This is a genomic window from Hyphomicrobium sp., from assembly GCF_047600905.1.
Classification (GTDB): Bacteria; Pseudomonadota; Alphaproteobacteria; order Rhizobiales; family Hyphomicrobiaceae; genus Hyphomicrobium_B.
Window position 1 is genome coordinate 2,703,132 of record NZ_JASGKD010000001.1, and the last position, 20,207, is coordinate 2,723,338.

At 61.1% G+C, this 20,207-nt stretch carries 19 protein-coding genes; 16 read left to right on the top strand and 3 right to left on the bottom strand.

What is annotated here, in order from left to right; all coding sequences use genetic code 11:
- Positions 1-120: 120 nt before the first annotated feature.
- The gene (locus QM780_RS12930; protein WP_415070863.1) at positions 121-1,011 is read left to right on the top strand and encodes a uracil-DNA glycosylase; all 891 of its coding nucleotides are present in this window, start codon (positions 121-123) and stop codon (positions 1,009-1,011) included.
- 11 nt (positions 1,012-1,022) lie between these two features.
- Positions 1,023-1,565, top strand: a complete 543-nt coding sequence (gene moaB, locus QM780_RS12935) for a molybdenum cofactor biosynthesis protein B (RefSeq protein ID WP_415070864.1) — start codon at positions 1,023-1,025, stop codon at positions 1,563-1,565.
- A 4-nt stretch (positions 1,566-1,569) separates the two neighbouring features.
- Here moaB and QM780_RS12940 read toward each other — a convergent pair whose 3' ends face one another.
- Positions 1,570-2,271 (bottom strand): glycosyltransferase, encoded by a 702-nt coding sequence (locus QM780_RS12940; RefSeq protein ID WP_415070865.1) that lies wholly within the window; start codon positions 2,269-2,271, stop codon positions 1,570-1,572.
- Between the two features lie 151 nt (positions 2,272-2,422).
- On the opposite strand from QM780_RS12940, the gene QM780_RS12945 reads away from it, so the two are divergent.
- The 4 genes from QM780_RS12945 (at position 2,423) to QM780_RS12960 (ending at position 8,020) form a co-directional block, all read left to right on the top strand.
- On the top strand, positions 2,423-3,535 hold the full coding sequence (locus QM780_RS12945; protein WP_415070866.1) for a PA0069 family radical SAM protein: 1,113 nt from the start codon (positions 2,423-2,425) through the stop codon (positions 3,533-3,535).
- Between the two features lie 33 nt (positions 3,536-3,568).
- Positions 3,569-4,210, top strand: a complete 642-nt coding sequence (locus tag QM780_RS12950) for a ribonuclease HII (protein ID WP_415070867.1) — start codon at positions 3,569-3,571, stop codon at positions 4,208-4,210.
- Between the two features lie 197 nt (positions 4,211-4,407).
- Positions 4,408-5,523, top strand: a complete 1,116-nt coding sequence (locus QM780_RS12955; RefSeq protein ID WP_415070868.1) for a site-specific DNA-methyltransferase — start codon at positions 4,408-4,410, stop codon at positions 5,521-5,523.
- A 307-nt stretch (positions 5,524-5,830) separates the two neighbouring features.
- On the top strand, positions 5,831-8,020 hold the full coding sequence (locus QM780_RS12960) for a putative bifunctional diguanylate cyclase/phosphodiesterase (protein WP_415070869.1): 2,190 nt from the start codon (positions 5,831-5,833) through the stop codon (positions 8,018-8,020).
- Between the two features lie 49 nt (positions 8,021-8,069).
- On the opposite strand, the gene mutY is transcribed toward QM780_RS12960, so the two are convergent.
- Positions 8,070-9,200: an A/G-specific adenine glycosylase gene (gene mutY, locus QM780_RS12965; protein WP_415070870.1), complete on the bottom strand. Its 1,131-nt coding sequence runs from the start codon at positions 9,198-9,200 to the stop codon at positions 8,070-8,072.
- A gap of 145 nt (positions 9,201-9,345) precedes the next feature.
- Here mutY and QM780_RS12970 point away from each other — a divergent pair, with 145 nt between their 5' ends.
- From QM780_RS12970 to QM780_RS13010, 9 genes are all read left to right on the top strand, one after another.
- Entirely contained in the window at positions 9,346-9,843 is a 498-nt protein-coding gene (locus QM780_RS12970) for a DUF721 domain-containing protein (protein ID WP_415070871.1), read from the top strand.
- 141 nt (positions 9,844-9,984) lie between these two features.
- Entirely contained in the window at positions 9,985-10,656 is a 672-nt protein-coding gene (locus tag QM780_RS12975; RefSeq protein WP_415070872.1) for a DsbA family protein, read from the top strand.
- Between the two features lie 12 nt (positions 10,657-10,668).
- Positions 10,669-11,478, top strand: coding sequence for a DsbA family protein (locus QM780_RS12980; protein WP_415070873.1), 810 nt, complete (start codon positions 10,669-10,671; stop codon positions 11,476-11,478).
- Positions 11,479-11,539: 61 nt separating this feature from the next.
- Positions 11,540-15,001 carry a chromosome segregation protein SMC gene (gene smc, locus QM780_RS12985; RefSeq protein WP_415070874.1) on the top strand — a complete coding sequence of 1,154 codons (3,462 nt, stop codon included), beginning with the start codon at positions 11,540-11,542 and terminating at the stop codon, positions 14,999-15,001.
- A 661-nt stretch (positions 15,002-15,662) separates the two neighbouring features.
- Positions 15,663-16,070, top strand: a complete 408-nt coding sequence (locus tag QM780_RS12990) for an AtpZ/AtpI family protein (RefSeq protein WP_415070875.1) — start codon at positions 15,663-15,665, stop codon at positions 16,068-16,070.
- A gap of 18 nt (positions 16,071-16,088) precedes the next feature.
- The gene (locus QM780_RS12995; protein WP_415070876.1) at positions 16,089-16,838 is read left to right on the top strand and encodes a F0F1 ATP synthase subunit A; all 750 of its coding nucleotides are present in this window, start codon (positions 16,089-16,091) and stop codon (positions 16,836-16,838) included.
- Positions 16,839-16,916: 78 nt separating this feature from the next.
- Positions 16,917-17,141 (top strand): F0F1 ATP synthase subunit C, encoded by a 225-nt coding sequence (locus QM780_RS13000; protein ID WP_045835060.1) that lies wholly within the window; start codon positions 16,917-16,919, stop codon positions 17,139-17,141.
- A gap of 47 nt (positions 17,142-17,188) precedes the next feature.
- Positions 17,189-17,746 carry a F0F1 ATP synthase subunit B' gene (locus tag QM780_RS13005; RefSeq protein ID WP_415070877.1) on the top strand — a complete coding sequence of 186 codons (558 nt, stop codon included), beginning with the start codon at positions 17,189-17,191 and terminating at the stop codon, positions 17,744-17,746.
- A gap of 11 nt (positions 17,747-17,757) precedes the next feature.
- Entirely contained in the window at positions 17,758-18,255 is a 498-nt protein-coding gene (locus QM780_RS13010) for a F0F1 ATP synthase subunit B (protein WP_415070878.1), read from the top strand.
- A 102-nt stretch (positions 18,256-18,357) separates the two neighbouring features.
- Here the strand turns inward: QM780_RS13010 and QM780_RS13015 are convergent, their stop codons facing one another.
- Complete coding sequence (locus QM780_RS13015) at positions 18,358-18,969, bottom strand: hypothetical protein (protein ID WP_415070879.1); 612 nt, start codon at positions 18,967-18,969, stop codon at positions 18,358-18,360.
- 223 nt (positions 18,970-19,192) lie between these two features.
- Between QM780_RS13015 and ispH the strand changes: the two genes are divergently transcribed.
- Positions 19,193-20,191 carry a 4-hydroxy-3-methylbut-2-enyl diphosphate reductase gene (gene ispH / locus QM780_RS13020; RefSeq protein WP_415070880.1) on the top strand — a complete coding sequence of 333 codons (999 nt, stop codon included), beginning with the start codon at positions 19,193-19,195 and terminating at the stop codon, positions 20,189-20,191.
- Positions 20,192-20,207: the final 16 nt, after the last annotated feature.

Sequence of the window (20,207 nt, forward strand, 5' to 3'; positions counted from 1 at the left end):
GTTCGAAAATTCTCCGGTCTCGATTAGGTTGCGGGAGAGAAAGCGTCAAGTTGACCTATAACCGCCCGTTCCAAGCCTGAGCGTGCAAAATCCCACCCGCATCCTTATTGTCGTGAGGCGATGACAGGTCCTTACAGCCAAGACGACATACTGGCGCTGCTCAACTGGTTTCAGGCCATGGGCGTCGATGCGTGCGTCGATGAGACCGCGCACGACTGGCTGGCGCGGGGAAATCAAGCGCCGGGAACAGGCTTTTCGCTACCGGAACGAGACGCTGCCGGTGGCGGGGGAACGCTGGAAAAGCCGATTGCGCCCCCAACCGCCGGGGCGACACAAAGACCCCGAGTTGCAGGAAACACTGCGGGCGCCGAGACAGTCAGGCCGCGTGCGGCGACGCCGCTCGGCGCCAACGAGGCCGAAACCGGTGCGCGCAGGATAGCTCGTTCCGTCGACAGCCTTGAAGGGCTCGAAGCGGCACTTCAAACTTTCGACGGCTGCGGTCTCAAATCGACGGCGACGAAGCTTTGCTTCTATCGCGGCTCGCCACAGGCCGACCTCATGATCATCGGCGAAGCGCCAGGGCGCGACGAGGATCTCGCCGGAAAGCCGTTTGTCGGACGGGCCGGGCAATTGCTCGATAAAATGCTGGCCGCGATCGGATTGTCGGAAGCCGACGTGCATATCACTAATGTCGTTTATTGGCGGCCGCCGGGAAACCGCACGCCGACGCCGCAGGAAGCGCTTGCCTGCCGGCCTTTTCTCGAACGTCAGATCGAGCTGGTCGCGCCCAAAATGCTAGTGGCGGTCGGAGGCTCGGCGGCGAAGGAAGTGCTGGGTGCGGCGGAAGGGATCATGCGCCTCCGGGGAAAATGGCGCGAGGTGCACGTCGGCGACCGGAAGATCTCGGCAATTGCGACGTTGCATCCGGCCTATTTGCTGCGGACACCCGCCGCCAAGCAGCTCGCTTGGATGGACCTCCTGCAGATAAAATCGAAGCTCCAGGCAACATAGAGAGGCTTTCCATGGCCGGCATCGACGCCGAGCGCCCCTTCATTCCGGTGCGAATTGCCGTACTGACGATGTCGGATTCGCGCACGCTGGCGGACGACACATCGGGCGCCTATCTCGAACGCGCGATCGGCGAAGCGGGGCATATCCTAGCCGACAGGAAACTCGTGAAGGACGACGTGGCAAAGATCCGGAGCCTCGTCGAGGGCTGGATCAACGATGCGAGCATCGATTGCGTGATCACCACAGGCGGCACGGGATTTACCGGGCGTGACGTCACGCCGGAGGCCGTGAAACCGCTATTCGAAAAAGAGATCGACGGGTTTGCAATCCTCTTCCACACGTTGTCCTATCAGAAGATCGGAACGTCCACGATCCAGTCGCGCGCCTGTGGCGGCGTCGCGCGCGGAACATATGTCTTTTGCCTTCCGGGCTCGACGGGCGCGTGCAAGGACGCCTGGGAGGGTATCTTGAAATTCCAGCTCGATGCGCGGCATCGGCCGTGCAACTTCGTCGAGATCATGCCGAGGCTCGAAGAACACAGGCAAAAGGCCTGACGATTCAGGCGCCGGTTTCAGCGCTACCGTGCAGCCGTGCGATCATGCCGATCGGCAAGCCGATGCGGTAGAGCATGTGACAAATCGGGTTGCGGAACGAGAAATAGCCGTCGCGCCGATAGCGCTCCGGTGACGTGACAGCCTTAGCGTCGAGCAGGGCAAGGCGGCGGCGGCCCAAGCGACGCGCTAAATCCAGATCTTCCATGATCGGCAGATTGCGATAGCCGCCGACGGCATCGAAAAGCTGACGCGGGATCAGCAAGCCTTGATCGCCGTTGGGAACACGCAGAAGCTTGCAGCGCAGCTGTACGAATGCTTCCAGCAGCCTTGGCGCAAGCCCATTGTCGTCGAGCCGGAACTTGAATGCGCCCGCCGCCATCGAACGCTCGCCGACATCGATGTCGCGCATGAACGACATCGCGCTGCGTTCCCAGCCATCTTCGAGAACGGTGTCGGCGTTGAGGAAAAGCAGCCAGGGAAAGCGGGCGATCGATGCGCCCTGGGCGAGCTGCTCTCCGCGCAGACCGACCCCCGTCACAACGTCGGCTCCCGCCTGGTCCGCGACCTCGGCCGTGCCGTCGGTGGAGCCAGCATCAACGACGATCACTTGCTTAACGATACCGTCCACCGCCGCCGGGACGAGCGCCGACAGCGTTGGCGCTAATGTGCGTTCAGCATTCCGGGCGGGAATGATTACTGAGATCATCGACATTTCCTGACACGACAAATCCCGCTCGGCAAGGCGCGCCAAGTCGCGGGCCTTAACCAAGCCCGTCCAGAAACTTTACCAGCAATGTTCTTTATTTGTTCTATGGCCTGTGGTAGCTGTGATCAAACACAACGATTTTTCCAGGCAAATGCCGACCGAACGCGACCAACGAGACCGCCCTTCATCACCGCATGTCGTCGATTCGGAACGGCGGCGCGGACGCGGCGCGCGGACAAATAAAACCGGACGGTTCGAGGCGGAGACGCACGAAGCCTTCGACGACGGCTGGGAAAGTCTGGGCGATCTCGATGCTTTCAAGACGGAAGTGATCGAGGAGGCCGCCAAATCCATCATTGCACACAACGACAGTCCGGACGTTTCGTTCGAAAGCTCGATCAATCCATACCGGGGCTGCGAGCACGGCTGCATCTACTGCTATGCGCGGCCGAGCCACTGCTATCTCGGACATTCGGCCGGACTCGATTTCGAAACCAAGCTTTATGCAAAGCCCAATGCGGCGGCGCTTCTCGAACGGGAATTCAAGAAGCCGAGCTACAGGCCCGAGACGATCGCGCTTGGCGGCAATACCGATCCTTATCAGCCGATCGAGCGGGAGCGTCGGATCACGCGCTCCATTCTCGAAGTGATGGCACAAGCCAACCATCCGGTCGGTATCATCACGAAATCGGCGCTGGTTGCGCGCGACATCGATATTCTGGCGCCGATGGCGGAGAAAAATCTGGCGCGGGTCGCTGTTTCGATCACGACGCTTGATCGGCGCATCGCCCGCGCAATGGAGCCGCGTGCGGCAACACCGCCGAAGCGGCTTGAGACGGTGCGAAGGCTAGCAGACGCCGGCATACCCGTTACCGTCATGGTTGCACCGATCATTCCCGGCCTAACGGACCATGAGATCGAGCCCATTCTCGAAGCCGCGAAGGAAGCCGGAGCGCGCGATGCCGGATATGTGCTTCTTCGCCTGCCGCTCGAGATCAAGGATCTCTTTCGCGAATGGCTGGCCGAAGAATTTCCGAACCGGGCGGATCGAGTCATATCGTTGCTGCGCTCCATGCACGGCGGCCGCGATTACACGCCCGATTTCGGAGTCCGCCAAGTGGGACGCGGCCCTTATGCAGCGCAGATCGCAATGCGCTTTCGGCTCGCGAAAAAGCGCCTAGGTCTCGGCGGGGAAAGAGTTGCGTTGCGAACCGACCTTTTCCTGCGTCCCGGAAGCGGTGGACAACAGCTCTCGCTGCTTTGACACGCCGATCCTTGTGATGGGCACTATCGGCGAATGAAGATCGCCGATTCGCGCATCAAACCGACATTCGAACTCGAAGCGGCCGAGCACCAGCTCGGCTCGCGACCGATTGCGGGAGTTGATGAAGCAGGGCGCGGCCCGTGGGCCGGCCCCGTCGTCGCGGCGGCCGTCATTCTCGATCCCGATAAAATTCCTGCCAACATCGACGACAGCAAGATGCTCGACGAAGATTCGCGAGCTTATCTCTATCGGCGCATCATGAAGGTCGCCATCGTTGCGGTCGCGGTCGCCGACGTCGACCGGATCGACCGGGACAACATTCTGGTTGCCACGCTATGGGCCATGGCGGAGGCGATCGGGCAATTGGGCGAGAAACCGAAACTCGTGCTCGTCGACGGCAACAAGGCACCGCGCGTTCCGATGCCGACGCGCACCATCGTCAAAGGCGACACCAAGTGTCTGTCGATCGCGGCGGCGTCGATCATCGCGAAAGTCACACGCGATCGCATCATGACACAGCTGGCGCGCGACTATCCGGGATACGGTTTCGAACGTCATAAAGGTTACGGCACGCCCGAGCATCAGTCGGCGATCGACAAGCTAGGCGTTTCGCCATTGCATCGGCGATCATTCAAGCCGGTGCAGCTGGCGCTCGGACTCGGCACGCTCGTCTGAACGAGAGTCGCCATCTCATCCTCGACTTAGGCCGAGGATGACAACGATCAGGTTGCAGATCGAATCGAAAAATATAAATCGCTTGCGCGGGCTCGAAGCGTATCCAAGCGGATTCCCGATGGTGTAGAAAGCGATCAAGCCGTCTCGCCAGTCCGCGGGCGGCATCGCGTTAGAAGTAGCGTTACAGGTTCGAGTTCATGGGTTCGCGTCGCGTCAAGGTCCGCTCGCAAAGCGGAAGGATTCTGGTTGGTGATTGCATTGCGGAGCTGAAGAAGCTCGAAAGTTCGAGCGTCGATCTCGTCTTCGCCGATCCGCCTTATAACCTGCAGCTGGCAGGCGATCTGCTCAGGCCGAACAACACGAAGGTCGCCGGCGTCGACGATCAGTGGGACAAGTTCGATGACTTCGCGGCCTATGATTCATTTTGCCGCGCATGGCTTGCCGAATGCCGTCGCGTTCTGAAGCCCGACGGCGCGATCTGGGTGATCGGCTCATATCACAACATTTTCCGCCTCGGCGTCGCGATCCAGGATCTCGGCTTCTGGATCCAGAACGACGTGATCTGGCGGAAGGTCAACCCGATGCCGAATTTCCGCGGCAAGCGTTTCACCAACGCGCACGAGACAATGATCTGGGCGGGACGCGATAAGAAATCGCGCGTGACCTTCAATTATGAAAGTCTCAAAGCTTCGAACGATGACATTCAAATGCGGTCCGACTGGCTGTTTCCGATCTGCTCGGGGCCGGAGCGCTTGAAGGACGACGGCGGACGCAAGGCGCATCCGACGCAAAAGCCCGAATCCCTACTGCACCGGATTCTGATCGCCTCGACGAAACCGGGTGATACCGTGCTCGACCCGTTCTTCGGCACCGGCACAACCGGCGCCGTTGCAAAGCGCCTCGGTCGCAAGTTCATCGGCATCGAGCGCGACATCGATTACGCGAAAGCGGCGGACGAAAGGATCGGCAAGGTGCAGCCGCTGGATCTCGACGCGATCGAAGCGGTGCCGTCGAAGCGCAATGAACCGCGCATCCCGTTCGGCCAGATCCTCGAACTCGGCATCATCGAGCCGGGCCGCAAACTGTTCGATCCACGGCGCGAGGTGCGCGCGGAAGTCAGAGCAGACGGCACGCTGTTCTACGCGGGTCAGCAAGCGTCCATCCACCGGCTCGGCGCCATCGTGCAAGGCAAGTCCGCGTGCAACGGCTGGACATTCTGGCACTACGAGGTCGAAGGAAAGCTCAAGCCGATCGACGCGCTGCGATCGGAGGCGAAGCGGCAGCTCGGCCTCAACAGTCGCGTGACGGTTTAACGGGCGGTGAAGACCATCGAGAGCGCGCTTCCCAAAATCCGCTGCGGAAGCGCGCTCCGTTAAGTTTCCAATTACCATGATCTGAAATACGCCGTGCTTACAAGCACGGCAGAAAACGCGACGAAAAATCGGAAAAGGCGCGGGATTTGTCTATCCGATTATCACGCTGCCGGTTTCAGCATCAGCGATCGATCTATGTTGAACAGATAACAAGCAGTTGGCCCGAGACGGCATCGAAGTGTGGTGAAGCTCCCTTAACGGTCCCTTCTAATACTCCACGCGTGCGTAACCGAGTGGGGGGCCAGCAATGGCATACGAGCGTCTTCGTCAGACAAAGGCATCACTGCAGCCAAACAAGCAATCCGGCCTCAACAGCCTCAGAACACGCCGTGCGCTGCGTGTTGGGACGAGGTCCGTTGAGCGCGTAGACGCTTCGCTAGCGCAACGTCTCGAACATGCCGAAGCCACGAACAAGCAGTTGCGCGAAGCCATCGACATGCTGCCGCAAGGCGTCGTGGTTCTCGATCGCGAAGGCCGGTATGTTTTATGGAATCAGCAGTATGCAGACATCTACAAGAAGAGCGCGGATCTCTTCGAGATTGGAGTGCGGCTCGAGGATACGCTGAAAATCGGTGTGGCTCGCGGCGACTATCCCGAAGCCAAAGGGCGCGAAGAGCAGTGGGTCGCCGAGCGCATCGCGAAGCTCTATCAGCCTAAAGACCGCCACGAGCAATGGATCTCCGACGGACGCTGCATTCTGATCGACGAGCGGCTGACGAGTGATGGCGGCGTCGTCGGTCTGCGCGTCGACATCAGCGAACTCAAGGAGCGCGAAGCGTCGTTCCGCATGCTGTTCGAAGCCAATCCCGTACCGATGTTCGTGGCGCGAAAGGACAACAAGACGATCTTGAGCGCGAACGCGGCGGCGCTTCGCCATTATGGATTCAAGCGGGAGGAGTTGCCGACGAGGACGCTGTTCGATCTGCATCATCCCGACGATCACATTCACCTCGATCGCCTCTATGCGGCACGGCCGGAAGAGTTTGCGGGACAAACTTGGCGGCATCTCAAATCGGACGCGACGTCGATCGACGTCGCGATTTATGCGAGCTCGATCACGCAGGGCAACGTCCCCGCCATCCTGTTCGCGGCCATCGACATAACCGAACGCAAGGCAGCAGAAGCCAAGGTCGCCTACCTCGCGCATCACGATGCGCTGACGGGGCTCGCCAACCGGGTGTTCCTGCGCAAGGGCCTCGATGAACTGCTGCTGACCAGAAAGCGCTCAGGCACCGGCCTTGCGGTGCTCTGCATCGACCTCGATAACTTCAAGGTCGTCAACGATTCGATGGGCCATGCAGCGGGAGACTCGCTGCTTCAGCAGTTGGCGCAGCGCATCCAGGACAGCTTGAGAAAAGACGACATTGCCGCGCGTCTCGGCGGTGACGAATTCGCGGTTGTTCTGGCCAACACAAACGAAGGCGTGGAGGTAAGTTCTGTCGCACAGCGGATCATCGACGTTCTGCGTCAGCCTTTCGAAATTGCCGACCAGATGGTCAATGTCACCGCAAGCATCGGCATCGCGCTTTGTCCGAGCGACGGCGACACCGCGGAAGCGCTTCTGAAAAATGCCGATCTCGCGCTCTATCAAGCCAAGGACGACGGCAAGGGATGCTTCCGGTACTTCGAAGCGGCGATGAACGTGCGCGTGATGGCGCGCCGCAAGATCGAAAGCGATCTGCACCAGGCATTCCTCAACGGGACGCTTGAAATCCATTATCAGCCGCTGGTTTCGCTCAATTCGGGAGACGTTTCAGGGTTCGAGGCCTTGCTGCGCTGGCCGCATGCGGAGCGGGGGTTCATTCCGCCGTCGGAATTCATCCCGATCGCGGAAGAATGCGGGCTCATTGCGCCGATCACCGATTTCGTTCTTCAGCGCGCGTGCCATGACGCAATGAGCTGGCCGAAGAAAGCGCGGCTCGCCGTCAACATGTCGCCGCAACGGTTCCGCATCGGGAATGTGTTCCAGGCCGTGTCGGACGCCTTGCGCAACTCCGGCCTCGAACCTGACCGGCTCGAACTCGAAATCACCGAAGCGCTTCTGCTCGAGAATTCAGAAAGCGTGCTGTCGATCCTGCACGCGATCCGTGGGCTGGGCGTGCGCATCTCGATGGACGACTTCGGCACCGGTTATTCGTCGCTCAGCTACTTGCGGATGTTCCCGTTCGACAAGATCAAGATCGACGGATCGTTCGTTCGCGGCATCGGCTTCGGCAACGAATCGCAGGCGATCATCCGCGCCATCATGGGGCTCGGATCGAGCCTCGGCATGACGATCACGGCCGAGGGGATCGAGACGGAGTCGGAACAAGAATTCCTGCGGGCGGTGGGTTGCGACGAGGGGCAGGGCTTCCTCTACAGCAAGGCGCGGCCGGTCGGAGAGGTGCCGCAAATTCTCGACGCGCTCTGCAATCAGAGCCAGTTCCACCTTCTCTAGGCGACGCACCACAACGGCGGCGACCCGTGCTGAGGCTGAGTTGCGGATCTCAATTGTCGGCGAGGCCGTGGGCAATGATCTTTTTCATTACGCTCGGCAGAGCCTGCGCATGCAAATCGCGGCGATGAACCCAGCGGCAGCGTTCTTGCTCGGCCCATAGCGTCAGGCTCGCGTCGAGGGGAATGATTGCCCGATAGACGATGAGTTCGAGCCGGAAGTGCGTGAACACATGCACGACCGCGCCGGGAACCGGCAGCCATGATGTCGTCACCGGAGCGGACCGCATGGCGGCGGCTTTCGTCGGCGTCGCATCGCCCCATGGCGTCGACGGGACTTCGAGCATGCCGCCGAGCAATCCAGCTTCGGGACGCTGGCGCAGCAGCACGGCGCCATCCTCGCGCTGGACGAGGAAAGCGATGCCGTAACGCGACGGACGGGGGGCTTTGGCGGCCTTCAACGGCAGAAGCTCGGCAAGATTTTGCGCGCTCGCGGCGCAGTCCTGCTGCACGGGGCAGACGAGGCAGGACGGCTTTTTCGGCGTGCAGATTTCAGCGCCCAGATCCATCATCGCCTGGGCGAAGTCTCCGGCCCGGCGTTGCGGCGTGAGCGTCGCGGCCAGCCTTTTGATTTCCGGCTTGGCGCCGGGAAGCGGCTGCTTCACCGCGAACAGCCGCGACACCACGCGCTCGACGTTGCCATCGACAGGCGTGGCCTTTTCACCGAACGCGATGGCGGCAATGGCGGCAGCGGTGTAGGGGCCGATGCCTGGAAGTTTCAAAAGCTCAGCTTCCGCGCGCGGGAACGTTCCGCCGTGGTCACGAACGACGGCATCGGCGCAGGCCTTCAGATTGCGGGCGCGCGAATAGTAGCCGAGCCCCGCCCACTGTTGCAGCACCTCTTCAAGCGGTGCGGCGGCCAGCGCCGCGACCGTCGGCCATCGCTTCACGAATTTCTGGAAATAGGGCACGACCGCTTTCACGGTCGTCTGCTGCAGCATGATCTCCGACAGCCAGACGCGATAGGGATCGGCGGCTTTGCGCGGACCGTAGCGCCACGGCAGATCGCGCCGCTCGGCTTCATACCAGGCGAGCAATGACTTGACCGTCAAAGGCCCGGCGGGCCGCAGCGGAAGCTGCTGCTGCCTTCGTCGAAGAGCGACATTCTCCTGAACCGCGCCCATGCGCCCTGCATCTCCGGTTGCGCGGAAACCTCGAATCGCATCGACAATGGTAGCTGTCCTTTGCGTCACCACAAGCCTTACCGGGGGAAGAACCGAGTTGTCCGATCCGGAACCCACAGTCCGTGTGTCACGGCTGGCGCCAGACATGCGTGCGGGCCGAGGCATCTTCGCCAAGGCGGTGGGGGCCTTCGTGCCCAAAGTGACTGCCGCCGTGGTGCAGAAATTCGGGTTTCACAGCGCCGAAATTCTATCCTCTTGGGACGTGATCGCGGGGGCGGATATTGCACGGCTGGCGCGGCCCGAATCGATCAAGTGGCCGCGTGGCGGCAAAACGGCGATCGAAGATACCGACGAAGGCGGACGGGGGAGCGGTGCGACGCTCGTCATTGCGGTGGAACCGGCCTTCGCGCTCGAAGTTTCCTACCGGCACAAAGAACTCATCGATCGGATCAATCGCTACTTCGGATATCGCGCGATCGCGCAAATCAAAGTCCATCAGGTGCCTCAGTTTGAGGACAGCAAGCCAAGCAATGGCTCAGCGCCGGGTGTTGCGCTGCCTGGACCGGCGGCGATCGGGTCGGGGGATCTGGCGTCGGCGCTCGACGCTCTCGGCAGGAATGTTGCGGCGAGCCATCGTCGCTGAGGTCATTGTTCACTCATATTGCCGATCGTTCGGTTGCCATTCATCACGGATTGGGCTTATTCGGGCGCCGGAACCGTGCTAGGCGGGCGTTCCCATGACAGTCGTTCCGCCGCGAGATGAATTCCCAGAGGAGTTGGGACCTTGATCAAGTTCAGAAATTTCATTCCGGGCCTGCTCGCTTTGGCAGCCGTTGCCGGCATTACCCTGGCAACTGCAGAGCCGAGCTTTGCACAACGCAAAGACGGTCCGGCCGAGGTTCCCGTCGAGGAGTTGATGAAGACACCGGAAGGCCTCGAAGAACTGTCGCTCGGGCCGGCAGATGCCAAGGTCACCGTCGTCGAATATGCGTCGATGACCTGCCCGCACTGCGCGCACTTCACCAACGACGTGTTCGAAGACTTCAAGAAAAAGTACATCGACAGCGGCAAGGTCCGGTACATCTTCCGCGATTTCCCGCTCGATAATCTCGCCGCTGCCGTTTCGATGCTGGCGCGCTGTGCCGGTCCGATGAAGGCGTTGCCGATGATCGAGACGTTCTATGCGAAGCAGCCGGATTGGGCATTCACCAACGGCAGTCCGGTTCCGAAGCTGTTCGAAATCGCCAAGCAGGCCGGGTTCACGCAGGAAAGCTTCGATAAGTGCCTGACGAACCAGAAACTTCTGGATCAGATCACGGCTGAACGAACACGCGCCAGCGAAGTCTTTGGCGTCAATGCCACACCGACCTTCTTTATCAATGGCAAGAAGCTGCAAGAGGCGCCATCGATGGAAGCATTTGATAAGGTGATCGAGCCGCTGCTCGCGGGGAAATAACCGGAAAATCAAATGCCTTTCGCCCGCCCGATCAGCTTCGCAGCAGCTTTGTTCGTCATGGGCTGGCTGGCGGGGTGCGGCTCGACCTTGCCGTCGCTGTCACCGGCGACGGCCAGCATTTCCTCCGACAGCAATGGCCTTGGAGCATATCCCTCGACCACTTCGGATACGAGCGAGGGGATGCCGACGCCGTTTGGAGACGCGAGTGCGTCAGCGTCGGTCGGCGGGCGACAAGTCATTGAAAACCCGACGGTTGCCGACATCATGGCACCGAGCCCGTTGGCGGAAATGAGCTGGGGCCGCCCCGACGCACCGGTGACGATCGTGCAGTACATGTCACTGACGTGCCCGCACTGCCGGAACTTCCATTTGACGGTCTATCCGGAGCTGAAACGGCGTTTCATCGACACCGGAAAGGTGCGCTACATCCTGCGCGAATTCCCGATCGGCAAGAGTTCGGGCAACGCAACCATCGCGCTGCGATGCGCGCCACCCGATAAATACCTGGAACTCTATGGAAAATTCATGGAGCAGCAGGCCTCTTGGGTTTCGCTGGAGGTGCGGCCCGATGCCATCTACGCGGTTGCCAAACAAGTGGGGATGACTCGTCCGCAGTTTGACGCATGTCTGCAGAATCAAGACATGATCGCCAAGTTGAAGTGGGTTAAGGATCGTGGTCGCAAGCTCGGCATCATCGGAACGCCGAACTTTTTCATCGGCACCAAGCTCATCAAGAAAGAGCTGACGATCGCCGAGATTGCCGATTACGTCGAGCAGGCCAACCAGCCGACCGGCGCCCCGACGGCGTCTGCCAGTCCCTAAGGGACGGTTCGCAACGGTCCTGAGCCACAGCGGCACGGCATCTGGGACTGACGCGATCGACATGAAAATCACTCGGCTCAGGCTTCTTGGATTCAAGTCCTTCGTGGATCCGACCGAACTCGTCATCGAGCCGGGCCTGACCGGAGTCGTCGGTCCCAATGGTTGCGGCAAATCCAACCTGCTCGAAGCGCTTCGCTGGGTGATGGGCGAAAGCTCGCACAAGTCGATGCGCGCCGCAGCGATGGACGACGTCATCTTTTCCGGCAGCGGAGGCAGGCCCGAGCGCCAGAGCGCCGAAGTCACGATGTTCCTCGACAACAGCGCACGCAAGGCGCCCGCCGAGTTCAACGGCGGCGACGCGATCGAGATCACGCGGCGGATCGAGCGCGAGGCGGGATCGGCCTATCGCATCAACGGCCGCGAAGTCCGGGCGCGCGACGTCAAGGTTCTGTTCGAGGATGCCGCGACGGGCGCGCGTTCGCCGGCTCTCGTGCGGCAGGGGCAGATCGGCGAGATCGTCAATTCGAAGCCGGAGCAGCGGCGGCGGATTCTTGAGGATGCCGCAGGCATCGCCGGCCTGCATACGCGCCGGCATGAAGCGGAACTGAAACTCAAGGCGGCTGAAGCCAATATCGAACGCGTGAGCGACGTCGTCGGCCAGTTGCAGTCGCAAACGGAATCCTTGAAGCGGCAGGCGCGACAGGCGCGGCGTTACAAAGAGCTTTCGACTGAGATCCGGCAGCAGGAAGCGTTGACGCTGCATTTGACCTGGGAAGAAGCGCAGCAAAGTGTCGAACGCGAAGAAGCGCAGTTGACCGACACGATGATGCGGCTCGGCGCTGCAACCGAAGCCGAGACGAAGGCTTTCAACGACGAGCTTCGCCTCGGCGAAACGCTGCCCCCACTCAGGGAAGCGGAAGCCGCGAAAGGCGCGGCGCTGGCACGCTTCAGGATCGAACAGGAAAACCTCGAACGCGAAGCGACGCGGGCGGCGGAACGTGCACGCGAACTCGATGCACGCGCCAAACAACTCGAAACGGATTTAACGCGCGAAACAGGCTTCATCCACGAAGCCAAGGAAACGCTGGTTCATCTCGAAGCGGATCTCGCGGCCATCCAGGAAGCCGACCGCCAGGCGATCGACGAAGAAGCCGCCGAGAAGAGCCGATACGAGAAAGCCGAGGCGAGGCGCGTCGAAGCCGATGCGCACTTCGCCGATATCACGCATCGTGCCGCCGAAGCGCGCGCCAAACTCCGCAGTCTCGAAGCCGCGCTCGCCGAGCGTAAGGATGTCGTCGCGAAAATCACGCGCCAGATCGCCGGTTTCGACGCGCAAATTGCCGACCTCAACGCCAAGGCGCCAGATAGCGACAGCGTCTCCGAGATGGCCAATCGCGGCCAAGCTCTGGCGCAAGAGATCGGCAAGATCGAAGCAGATACCCTCGCCGCTGAAGAGACCGTCAGGCTGTCCCAATCGGAAGCGAAAACACGGCGCGATAATGCGCAACGCGTGAGGCTCGCGGCCAACGCGTTTTCGACCGAGCGCGAAACGATCGCGAAGCTGCTTGCAAGCGGCAACGAGGATGCCTACCCGCCGGCCGTCGATTATATTCGCGTTTCTCCGGGCTATGAAACGGCACTTGGCGCGGCGTTGGGCGATGATCTCGAAGCGCCGATCGATCCGGAGGCCGCGGTGCATTGGCGGCATCTCGACGTTCCGGCCGAGGACCACGCACTTCCGGCCGATGCCGAACCGCTTGTCATGCATGTCGATGCGCCTTTGGAGTTGACGCGGCGGCTTCGACAGATCGGCGTCGTCAGACGCTCGGAAGGCGCCCGTCTGCAACCACATCTCAAGCCGGGACAGCGTCTCGTTTCGCTCGAAGGCGATCTTTGGCGATGGGATGGATTTGTCGTCGCGGCGCACGGGGTGACGCCTGCGGCCCAGCGCTTGGCGCATAAGAACCGGCTCGCCGAACTCGATCGCAATGCGCAAGCGGTGCTGAACGAGGCCAAGGATACAATCGATGCCGAGCGCGCCGCTGCATCGGCGGCACAGCAGGCGGAATCGGAAGAGCGGCGGCTTCGTCAGCTTTGGCGCGAGAAACAAAATGAGCTGGCCGACGTTCGCCAGAAGCTGACGGGGCTAGAAAAACTTCAGCGCGAAAGCGAGACGCGACTTGCGGCGGCGACCGCTCAACGCGCCCGGGCCGACGAAGATCTGACGACGGCACAGGCGCGCCATGTCGAGATCGAAGCGCATATCGTCACGATGAGCGAGGGCGAAGATCTCGAACCGGTTCTCAAGACGGCGCAATCGGAAGCCGAAGAGGCGCGGCGCGAGGTGTCGGAATCGCGCGTGCGGCTCGGCAGCCTCGAACGCGACAAGCAGATCCGTGTCGAGCGCATCCGGCATTCGCACGCGGAGATCACGCGCTGGAAGGGACGCCAGCAAAGCGCAGAAACTCAAGTCGAGAGCCTAGCGGCGCGGCTCAAGGAGGCGCGCGACGAGATCGCGGCGACGGCTGATCTTCCCGGCAAGATCGCCGCCCAACGCGAAACGTTGCTTTCGGCGCTATCGCGCGCGGACCAGGAACGGCGAGAGGCCGCCGACGCGCTGGCGGCGGCGGAAGCAGAGGTGAAAGCCGCGACCGACACACTCCGGTCCATTCAATCGGAAGTGTCGGCGGCGCGCGAGGCGAACGCCCGAATCGAGACGCGCCTCGAGAACGCACGGCAGAAACGGCAGGAGGCCGCGCGGCATATCCGCGAGACGTTCGAAGTCGCACCGGAGAATTGCCTGTCGCTCGCGGGGCTTCCCGAGGCGTCGGCCATTCCAGCGCTGTTCGATGTCGAGCGGCATCTCGCCAAACTCAAGGCCGATCGCGAACGCCTCGGAGGGGTCAATCTTCAGGCCGACGACGATTTGGCGGAGGTGTCGAAGCAGCTTGAGGGATTGATTGCGGAGCGCGACGACCTGGAACAGGGCATCGCGAAGCTCCGGCAGGCGATCCAGCAGCTCAACCGCGAAGGCAAGTCGCGGCTCGACGAAGCGTTTCAGACGGTCAACGCGCACTTCGAGCGGCTGTTCACGCACCTCTTCGGCGGCGGCGAAGCGCGCCTTGAAATGATCGAGAGCCCGGAGGATCCGCTGGAGGGTGGACTTGAGATCATCGCCAAACCGCCCGGCAAGAAGCCGGCGACGCTGTCGCTGCTTTCGGGTGGCGAGCAGACGCTTACGGCGCTGTCGCTGATCTTTGCGGTGTTTCTCACCAATCCGTCGCCGATCTGCGTGCTCGACGAAGTCGATGCCCCCCTCGATGACGCCAACGTCGACCGCTTCTGCCGACTGATGGAGCAAATGTCGGCCGAGACAGAAACGCGTTTTCTGGTCATTACCCACCATCCGATGACAATGGCGCGGATGAACCGGCTGTTCGGCGTCACGATGGCCGAAAAAGGCGTTTCGCAGCTGGTGTCGGTTGACCTGCAGACCGCACAAAGCTTCCGGGAAGCCAGCTAATATACTGCAGAGTATAGATAATTTTCTTCATCCCGCTGCGTGCTCCGGGTCTGCCGGAACCGCCAGGACGGACAGGCGTTCCAATCCATCAGGAGAAAGGAGCCTCTCCATGCAACCACAACGAGATCCGCGCCTTCGTCGAGAGACGATCGGCCCGACAAAGGCGCGTCAAGCCAGCCCTCGCAAAATGAACTTCAGGGTTTTGATCGCCTCCATGGCTCTGGCGATCGTTATCGGCGCGGTACTACTGATTAATTTCTGGCGTCAAACGCCGCCGCGCATGGATGCATCCTCGGGTGGCAATCCGGCACAGAATACCGAGGAACCGGCACGGTCGGCGGCGCCTGCCACGGAGGGGTCTGCGAGCGGGACGACGGCTCCCGGCAATCCGGCGACGCCGCCCGCACAAAATTCCACGTCGCCCTAGAAATCCTCTAAAAATCGAAGCAAGTTTGCCGGCCCTCAGACCTCGTGGATGAGGGCCTTTTCTTTTGCGCCGCACTGAAAACGGTTCACAAAAAGAACTGCGCGGTTTCGCCGTACCCTGATGGTAGAAAGCGTTATGCCCAATTCCTTGACACCCCTAGACCCCCTAACTATGGTCCGCGCCGTCGATCTCCCCGAGCGGCCGGTTTTCCGCGATATCTGGATGGTTTGAGCCATGTCAGCCGATGACAAGGATCAGAGTCCGGAACGCGGTGAAATTAGCCCGGAAGACCGCGAAGCCATTCGCAAGCGGTCGGCGGAACTCGGCCAGAAGCTTGACGCGCTCAAAGCGCAGAAAGTGCGGGTCGAACGATCGGCGGGCGGAGGATCCCAAGACCAATCCGCCTACGGAGCCGCTTTCAAGTTCGCGGCCGAGTTGATCGTCGGTGTAGCCGTCGGCGGCGGGCTTGGCTGGGTGCTCGACAGGCAGTTCGGCACAGCGCCGTGGCTGATGGTCGTGCTGGTCATCGTCGGCTTCGCGGCTGGTCTGTTGAATGTTGTCCGCGCCGCCCAAGAGGCGCAGGCAAAAAACGAACCGCTTCAAAAAGCGGCGGCGTCCGTCAAAGACGACGACGACGAATGAAAAACTAGGGGGTAGGCCTTGGCCGCTGAAGGCGCCGGACATCATAGTCCGATGGAACAGTTCGAGATCAAGAAGATCGTCGATCTCGATCTCTTAGGTCACGACATTTCGTTCACGAACTCGTCGCTGATGATGGTCGTGGCGTTCGTTATCATCGTCGGATTCCTGCTGTTCGCCATGCGCGGTCGCCTGCTGGTGCCTTCGCGCATCCAATCGGTCGCAGAACTCGTCTACGAGTACGTCGCAGGGATGGTGAAAGAAAACCTGGGCGAAGACGGGATGAAATTCTTCCCGTGGGTGTTTTCGATCTTCATCTTCATCCTGGTTTTGAACTTTGTCGGCCTGATCCCCGGCAACTTCACCGTCACGAGCCATATCATCGTCACGTTTGCGCTCGCCGCCATGGTGTGGCTCGTCGCTACGTTCATCGGATTCTGGAAGCACGGATTTGGCTATTTGAGGCTGTTCGTGCCGTCGGGCGTGCCGCTCTGGCTCATGCCGGTCATCGTTCCGATCGAGCTTATTTCGTATCTCATCCGTCCCATCAGCCATTCGGTGCGTCTGTTCGCCAACATGATGGCGGGCCACACGATGCTCGAAGTTTTCGCTGGTTTTGCCGTGATGCTGCCCTGGTGGGGCAAGATCGCGCCGGCGGGCTTTATGGTCGCGTTTACGGGTCTTGAGCTGCTCGTTGCCTTCCTGCAGGCGCTGATCTTTACCGTTCTGACCTGCATCTACCTCAACGATGCCGTTCACATGCATCACTGATCCGGATTGAATTCGTCGAACCGGATCCCAGGATTTCAACATTCCAACGCAAAAAGCGAAACTAAGGGAGACTTTGAAATGGAACTCGCAGCAGCAAAGATGATCGGTGCGGGCCTTGCCTGCTCGGCTCTGATCGGCGCCGGCGTCGGCATCGGCAACATCTTCGGCAACTATCTGTCGGGTGCAATGCGCAATCCGTCGGCCGCACCGGGACAGTTCACCAACCTTCTCATCGGCTTCGCACTCGCAGAAGCGACGGGTCTTTTCGGCCTTCTGATCGCGCTCATCATCCTCTACGGTTGAGACTGGGCCGGGAAGACTGAACCACGCCCGATCAACCGGAGGCCATGATGTTTGCCGGCACGACCATGCTGTTCGCGGTCGCCGCTGAGGCGGCCGAGGAAGCCGCCCAGTCCGGGGGCTTACCGCAGCTCAATCCGCATACCTTCGAGACGCAGCTTTTCTGGCTCGCCGTCACGTTTCTCGGTTTGTTTTTCGTCATGGCGAAGATCGCGCTGCCGCGCATCGGCGAAGTGATCGAAGAGCGCCAGGACCGGATCAAACGCGATCTCGACGCCGCGGCGCGTCTCAAAGGCGAGACCGACAAAGCGCTTGCCGAATACGAGAAGGCGCTTGCGGATGCGCGCACGAACGCATCCGGGATCGCCAAGGAAACGCGCGAGAAGCTCGCAGCCGAAACTGAAGCCGAACGCCATCGCGTCGACGAGCAGATCGCCGTGAAGCTGCGCGAGGCCGATACGCGGATCGCTGCGACGAAATCGAAGGCGGTTTCCGCTATCGGCGACATCGCGACAGACACCGCACGCGCCGTCGTCGAAAAGCTTATCGGCGAGAACGTACCGGCCGACGACGTGAAGAAGGTGTTGCGTCCGGTTGCGGGCGAATGAGGATTTAGGAAATGTTCCTTTTCAATCCCGAAGATCCGCTTTTCTGGGTGCTCGTCGCCTTCGTGGCGTTCATCGGATTGCTGGTCTACTACCGCGTTCCGGGCGCGGTCGCGAAGGCTCTCGACGAGCGTGCCGACGGCATCCGCAAGGAACTCGACGAAGCCCGGAAGCTGCGGGAAGAAGCGCAGGCCCTTCTCTCGGACTATCAGCGCAAGGCGCGGGAAGCCGAGAAGGAAGCGCAATCGATCATCGAGCAGGCCAAGCGCGAAGCTGAGGCTCTTGCCGCGGACTCTCGCAAGGCCCTGGCTGAAAGCCTGGAGCGGCGTTCCAAGATCGCCGAGGATAAAATCTCACGCGCGGAAGCTCAGGCACTGAGCGAAGTGCGTTCGACCGCGGTCGACACCGCCCTTGCCGCCGCTCAGGAAATTCTGAAGACGCGCGCGACGGGTACGACGGGCCAGTCACTTGTTTCGCAGTCGATCAGCGATCTGCGCGGCAAGCTCAACTGAGCGATCGACCGACGACGTAGAAATAAAAAAGGCCGGGCTCGCTGCCCGGCTTTTTTGTTGCTGCAAGCGAGAGTTTGAACGGGTTCTCGCCCACCCATGGTTTCAGCCCGAGCTTGGAGCTTTGCTGTCAAAGCCGACGATCAACTGATATTCGCCTGGACGTGCGCCTTCGGCGATCGGAAAGGTGACGGTCCGAACCGTCGAGAAATAGCTGATCGGCTTGTCGAGGCCGACATTGACGTCGAGCTTTACGCTGTCGGTCGTGATTTTCGTCCGCTTGCCATCGTTGACCGCAACCGTGATCGGAAGCGTAACGCTGCCGGGCTGACCTTTGGGGCCGAGAAGCACGCGGCCGGAGAAGCCGTATTTGACGGTGACGCGCCCGGGCTCGACCTGACACTCGCGCGCCGTCTTGGTGATCTCACCGCGCTGTGCGACGGCGAGCGCGTCGCCGACGTGGCCGACTTCGTAGAACGTGATGTAATTGTCGTGCGGAGCAATCACGAAGCGCGGACAGCCGGCGTCGACGTCACCGACGAATGTGCTCCCGGTGGCGCTTGGATCTCCGGATTTGGCTGCATCGAGCAATTGGGCTTCCGAGACCGTGGAGGCCTGCAAATCGCCCGAGCTGCCGCCGCCGAACATTCCGCCACCAAGGCCGGATGTAAGGGAGGACATGCCGCAGCCGCCGAGCATTGCGACGGGGGCAGCCATCAACGCGGCCGCCACAATTCGGGCCACCGGCCGCGCGAAGCGGCGCGCACGCGTCACATCTGCGCCAAAAGAATACCGATAACCCCCGTCGAGCAACCCTGTCTCCCGGGGTTCGAACCCCGGGCCCCTTGTATTGTCAGAAAAGGACCGTAGCATCCGGGAGCAGCGGCCCCCAAATGCATTTTCATGCACGCCGAACGAATATAGAGGACGTCTTTCTTCCATGTCCGGCCTTAACCAAAGCGATGCGACTGTGAAGCCGCCCCTCAAGATCCTGCTTGCGGCGCCGCGCGGATTTTGTGCCGGCGTCGATCGCGCAATTCAAATCGTAGAACAGGCTTTGACGAAATTCGGCGCCCCCGTCTACGTCCGTCATGAGATCGTACACAACCGTTATGTTGTTGATTCCCTGCGAGCGAAAGGCGCCGTTTTTGTGAAGGAGCTGGATGAGATTCCAGATACACAGCAGCCCGTGATTTTTTCGGCACACGGCGTGAGCAAGGCCATTCCAGCTACGGCGCGCAGCCGTAATATGTTCGTGGTCGATGCGACATGCCCGCTGGTCTCGAAAGTCCATATGGAAACGGCGCGTCATCACGAGCAAGGCAAGGAGATCATCCTTGTCGGGCACGCCGGTCATCCCGAAGTCGTCGGCACTCTGGGCCAGCTTCCGGAAGGGGCGATTACGCTAGTCGAATCAGTGGAGGACGCTCAGGCGTTCACGCCGCGAGACGAATCGAAGCTTGCCTATGTGACGCAAACGACGCTGTCGCTCGACGACACGGCAGAGATTGTTGCGGTGCTGAAAGAACGATTCCCCGGCATCGGCGGACCGGTGAAAGAAGACATCTGCTACGCGACGACGAATCGTCAGAACGCGGTCAAGGCGCTGGCGCCTCAGATTGACGGATTGCTCGTCGTCGGCGGTCCCAAAAGCTCAAATTCGCTGCGGCTCGTCGAGGTGGCGGCACGGGCGGGATGCCGTTTTTCGTTCCTTGTCGAGCGTGCAGCCGATATTCCCTGGGACAAGCTTGCTGGTGCCGAGGCGATCGGCATTACGGCCGGCGCGTCGGCACCGGAAGTTATCGTCGAGGAAGTGGTCGAAGCCTTCCGCAGCCGCTATGATGTGACGATCGACGTCGTCACGACGCTCGAGGAGCGCGTGGTGTTCAACGTGCCGCGTGAGGTTCGAGTGGCGCGCGCTCCTGCCGAGCAAGTTTAGCTCCCCAATTCGGCGC

Excerpts from the sequence above, each read along its gene's own strand:
- QM780_RS13015 (WP_415070879.1), bottom strand. The coding sequence starts at position 18,969 with ATGGCTGCCCCCGTCGCAATGCTCGGCGGCTGCGGCATGTCCTCCCTT.
- mutY (WP_415070870.1), bottom strand. The coding sequence starts at position 9,200 with ATGGGCGCGGTTCAGGAGAATGTCGCTCTTCGACGAAGGCAGCAGCAG.
- QM780_RS12940 (WP_415070865.1), bottom strand. The coding sequence starts at position 2,271 with ATGATCTCAGTAATCATTCCCGCCCGGAATGCTGAACGCACATTAGCG.
- QM780_RS13010 (WP_415070878.1), top strand. The coding sequence starts at position 17,758 with ATGTTCCTTTTCAATCCCGAAGATCCGCTTTTCTGGGTGCTCGTCGCC.
- QM780_RS12950 (WP_415070867.1), top strand. The coding sequence starts at position 3,569 with ATGAAGATCGCCGATTCGCGCATCAAACCGACATTCGAACTCGAAGCG.
- QM780_RS12945 (WP_415070866.1), top strand. The coding sequence starts at position 2,423 with ATGCCGACCGAACGCGACCAACGAGACCGCCCTTCATCACCGCATGTC.
- QM780_RS13000 (WP_045835060.1), top strand. The coding sequence starts at position 16,917 with ATGGAACTCGCAGCAGCAAAGATGATCGGTGCGGGCCTTGCCTGCTCG.
- QM780_RS12970 (WP_415070871.1), top strand. The coding sequence starts at position 9,346 with ATGCGTGCGGGCCGAGGCATCTTCGCCAAGGCGGTGGGGGCCTTCGTG.
- moaB (WP_415070864.1), top strand. The coding sequence starts at position 1,023 with ATGGCCGGCATCGACGCCGAGCGCCCCTTCATTCCGGTGCGAATTGCC.
- QM780_RS13005 (WP_415070877.1), top strand. The coding sequence starts at position 17,189 with ATGTTTGCCGGCACGACCATGCTGTTCGCGGTCGCCGCTGAGGCGGCC.
- QM780_RS12980 (WP_415070873.1), top strand. The coding sequence starts at position 10,669 with ATGCCTTTCGCCCGCCCGATCAGCTTCGCAGCAGCTTTGTTCGTCATG.
- QM780_RS12990 (WP_415070875.1), top strand. The coding sequence starts at position 15,663 with ATGTCAGCCGATGACAAGGATCAGAGTCCGGAACGCGGTGAAATTAGC.
- QM780_RS12930 (WP_415070863.1), top strand. The coding sequence starts at position 121 with ATGACAGGTCCTTACAGCCAAGACGACATACTGGCGCTGCTCAACTGG.
- ispH (WP_415070880.1), top strand. The coding sequence starts at position 19,193 with ATGTCCGGCCTTAACCAAAGCGATGCGACTGTGAAGCCGCCCCTCAAG.
- smc (WP_415070874.1), top strand. The coding sequence starts at position 11,540 with ATGAAAATCACTCGGCTCAGGCTTCTTGGATTCAAGTCCTTCGTGGAT.
- QM780_RS12955 (WP_415070868.1), top strand. The coding sequence starts at position 4,408 with ATGGGTTCGCGTCGCGTCAAGGTCCGCTCGCAAAGCGGAAGGATTCTG.
- QM780_RS12960 (WP_415070869.1), top strand. The coding sequence starts at position 5,831 with ATGGCATACGAGCGTCTTCGTCAGACAAAGGCATCACTGCAGCCAAAC.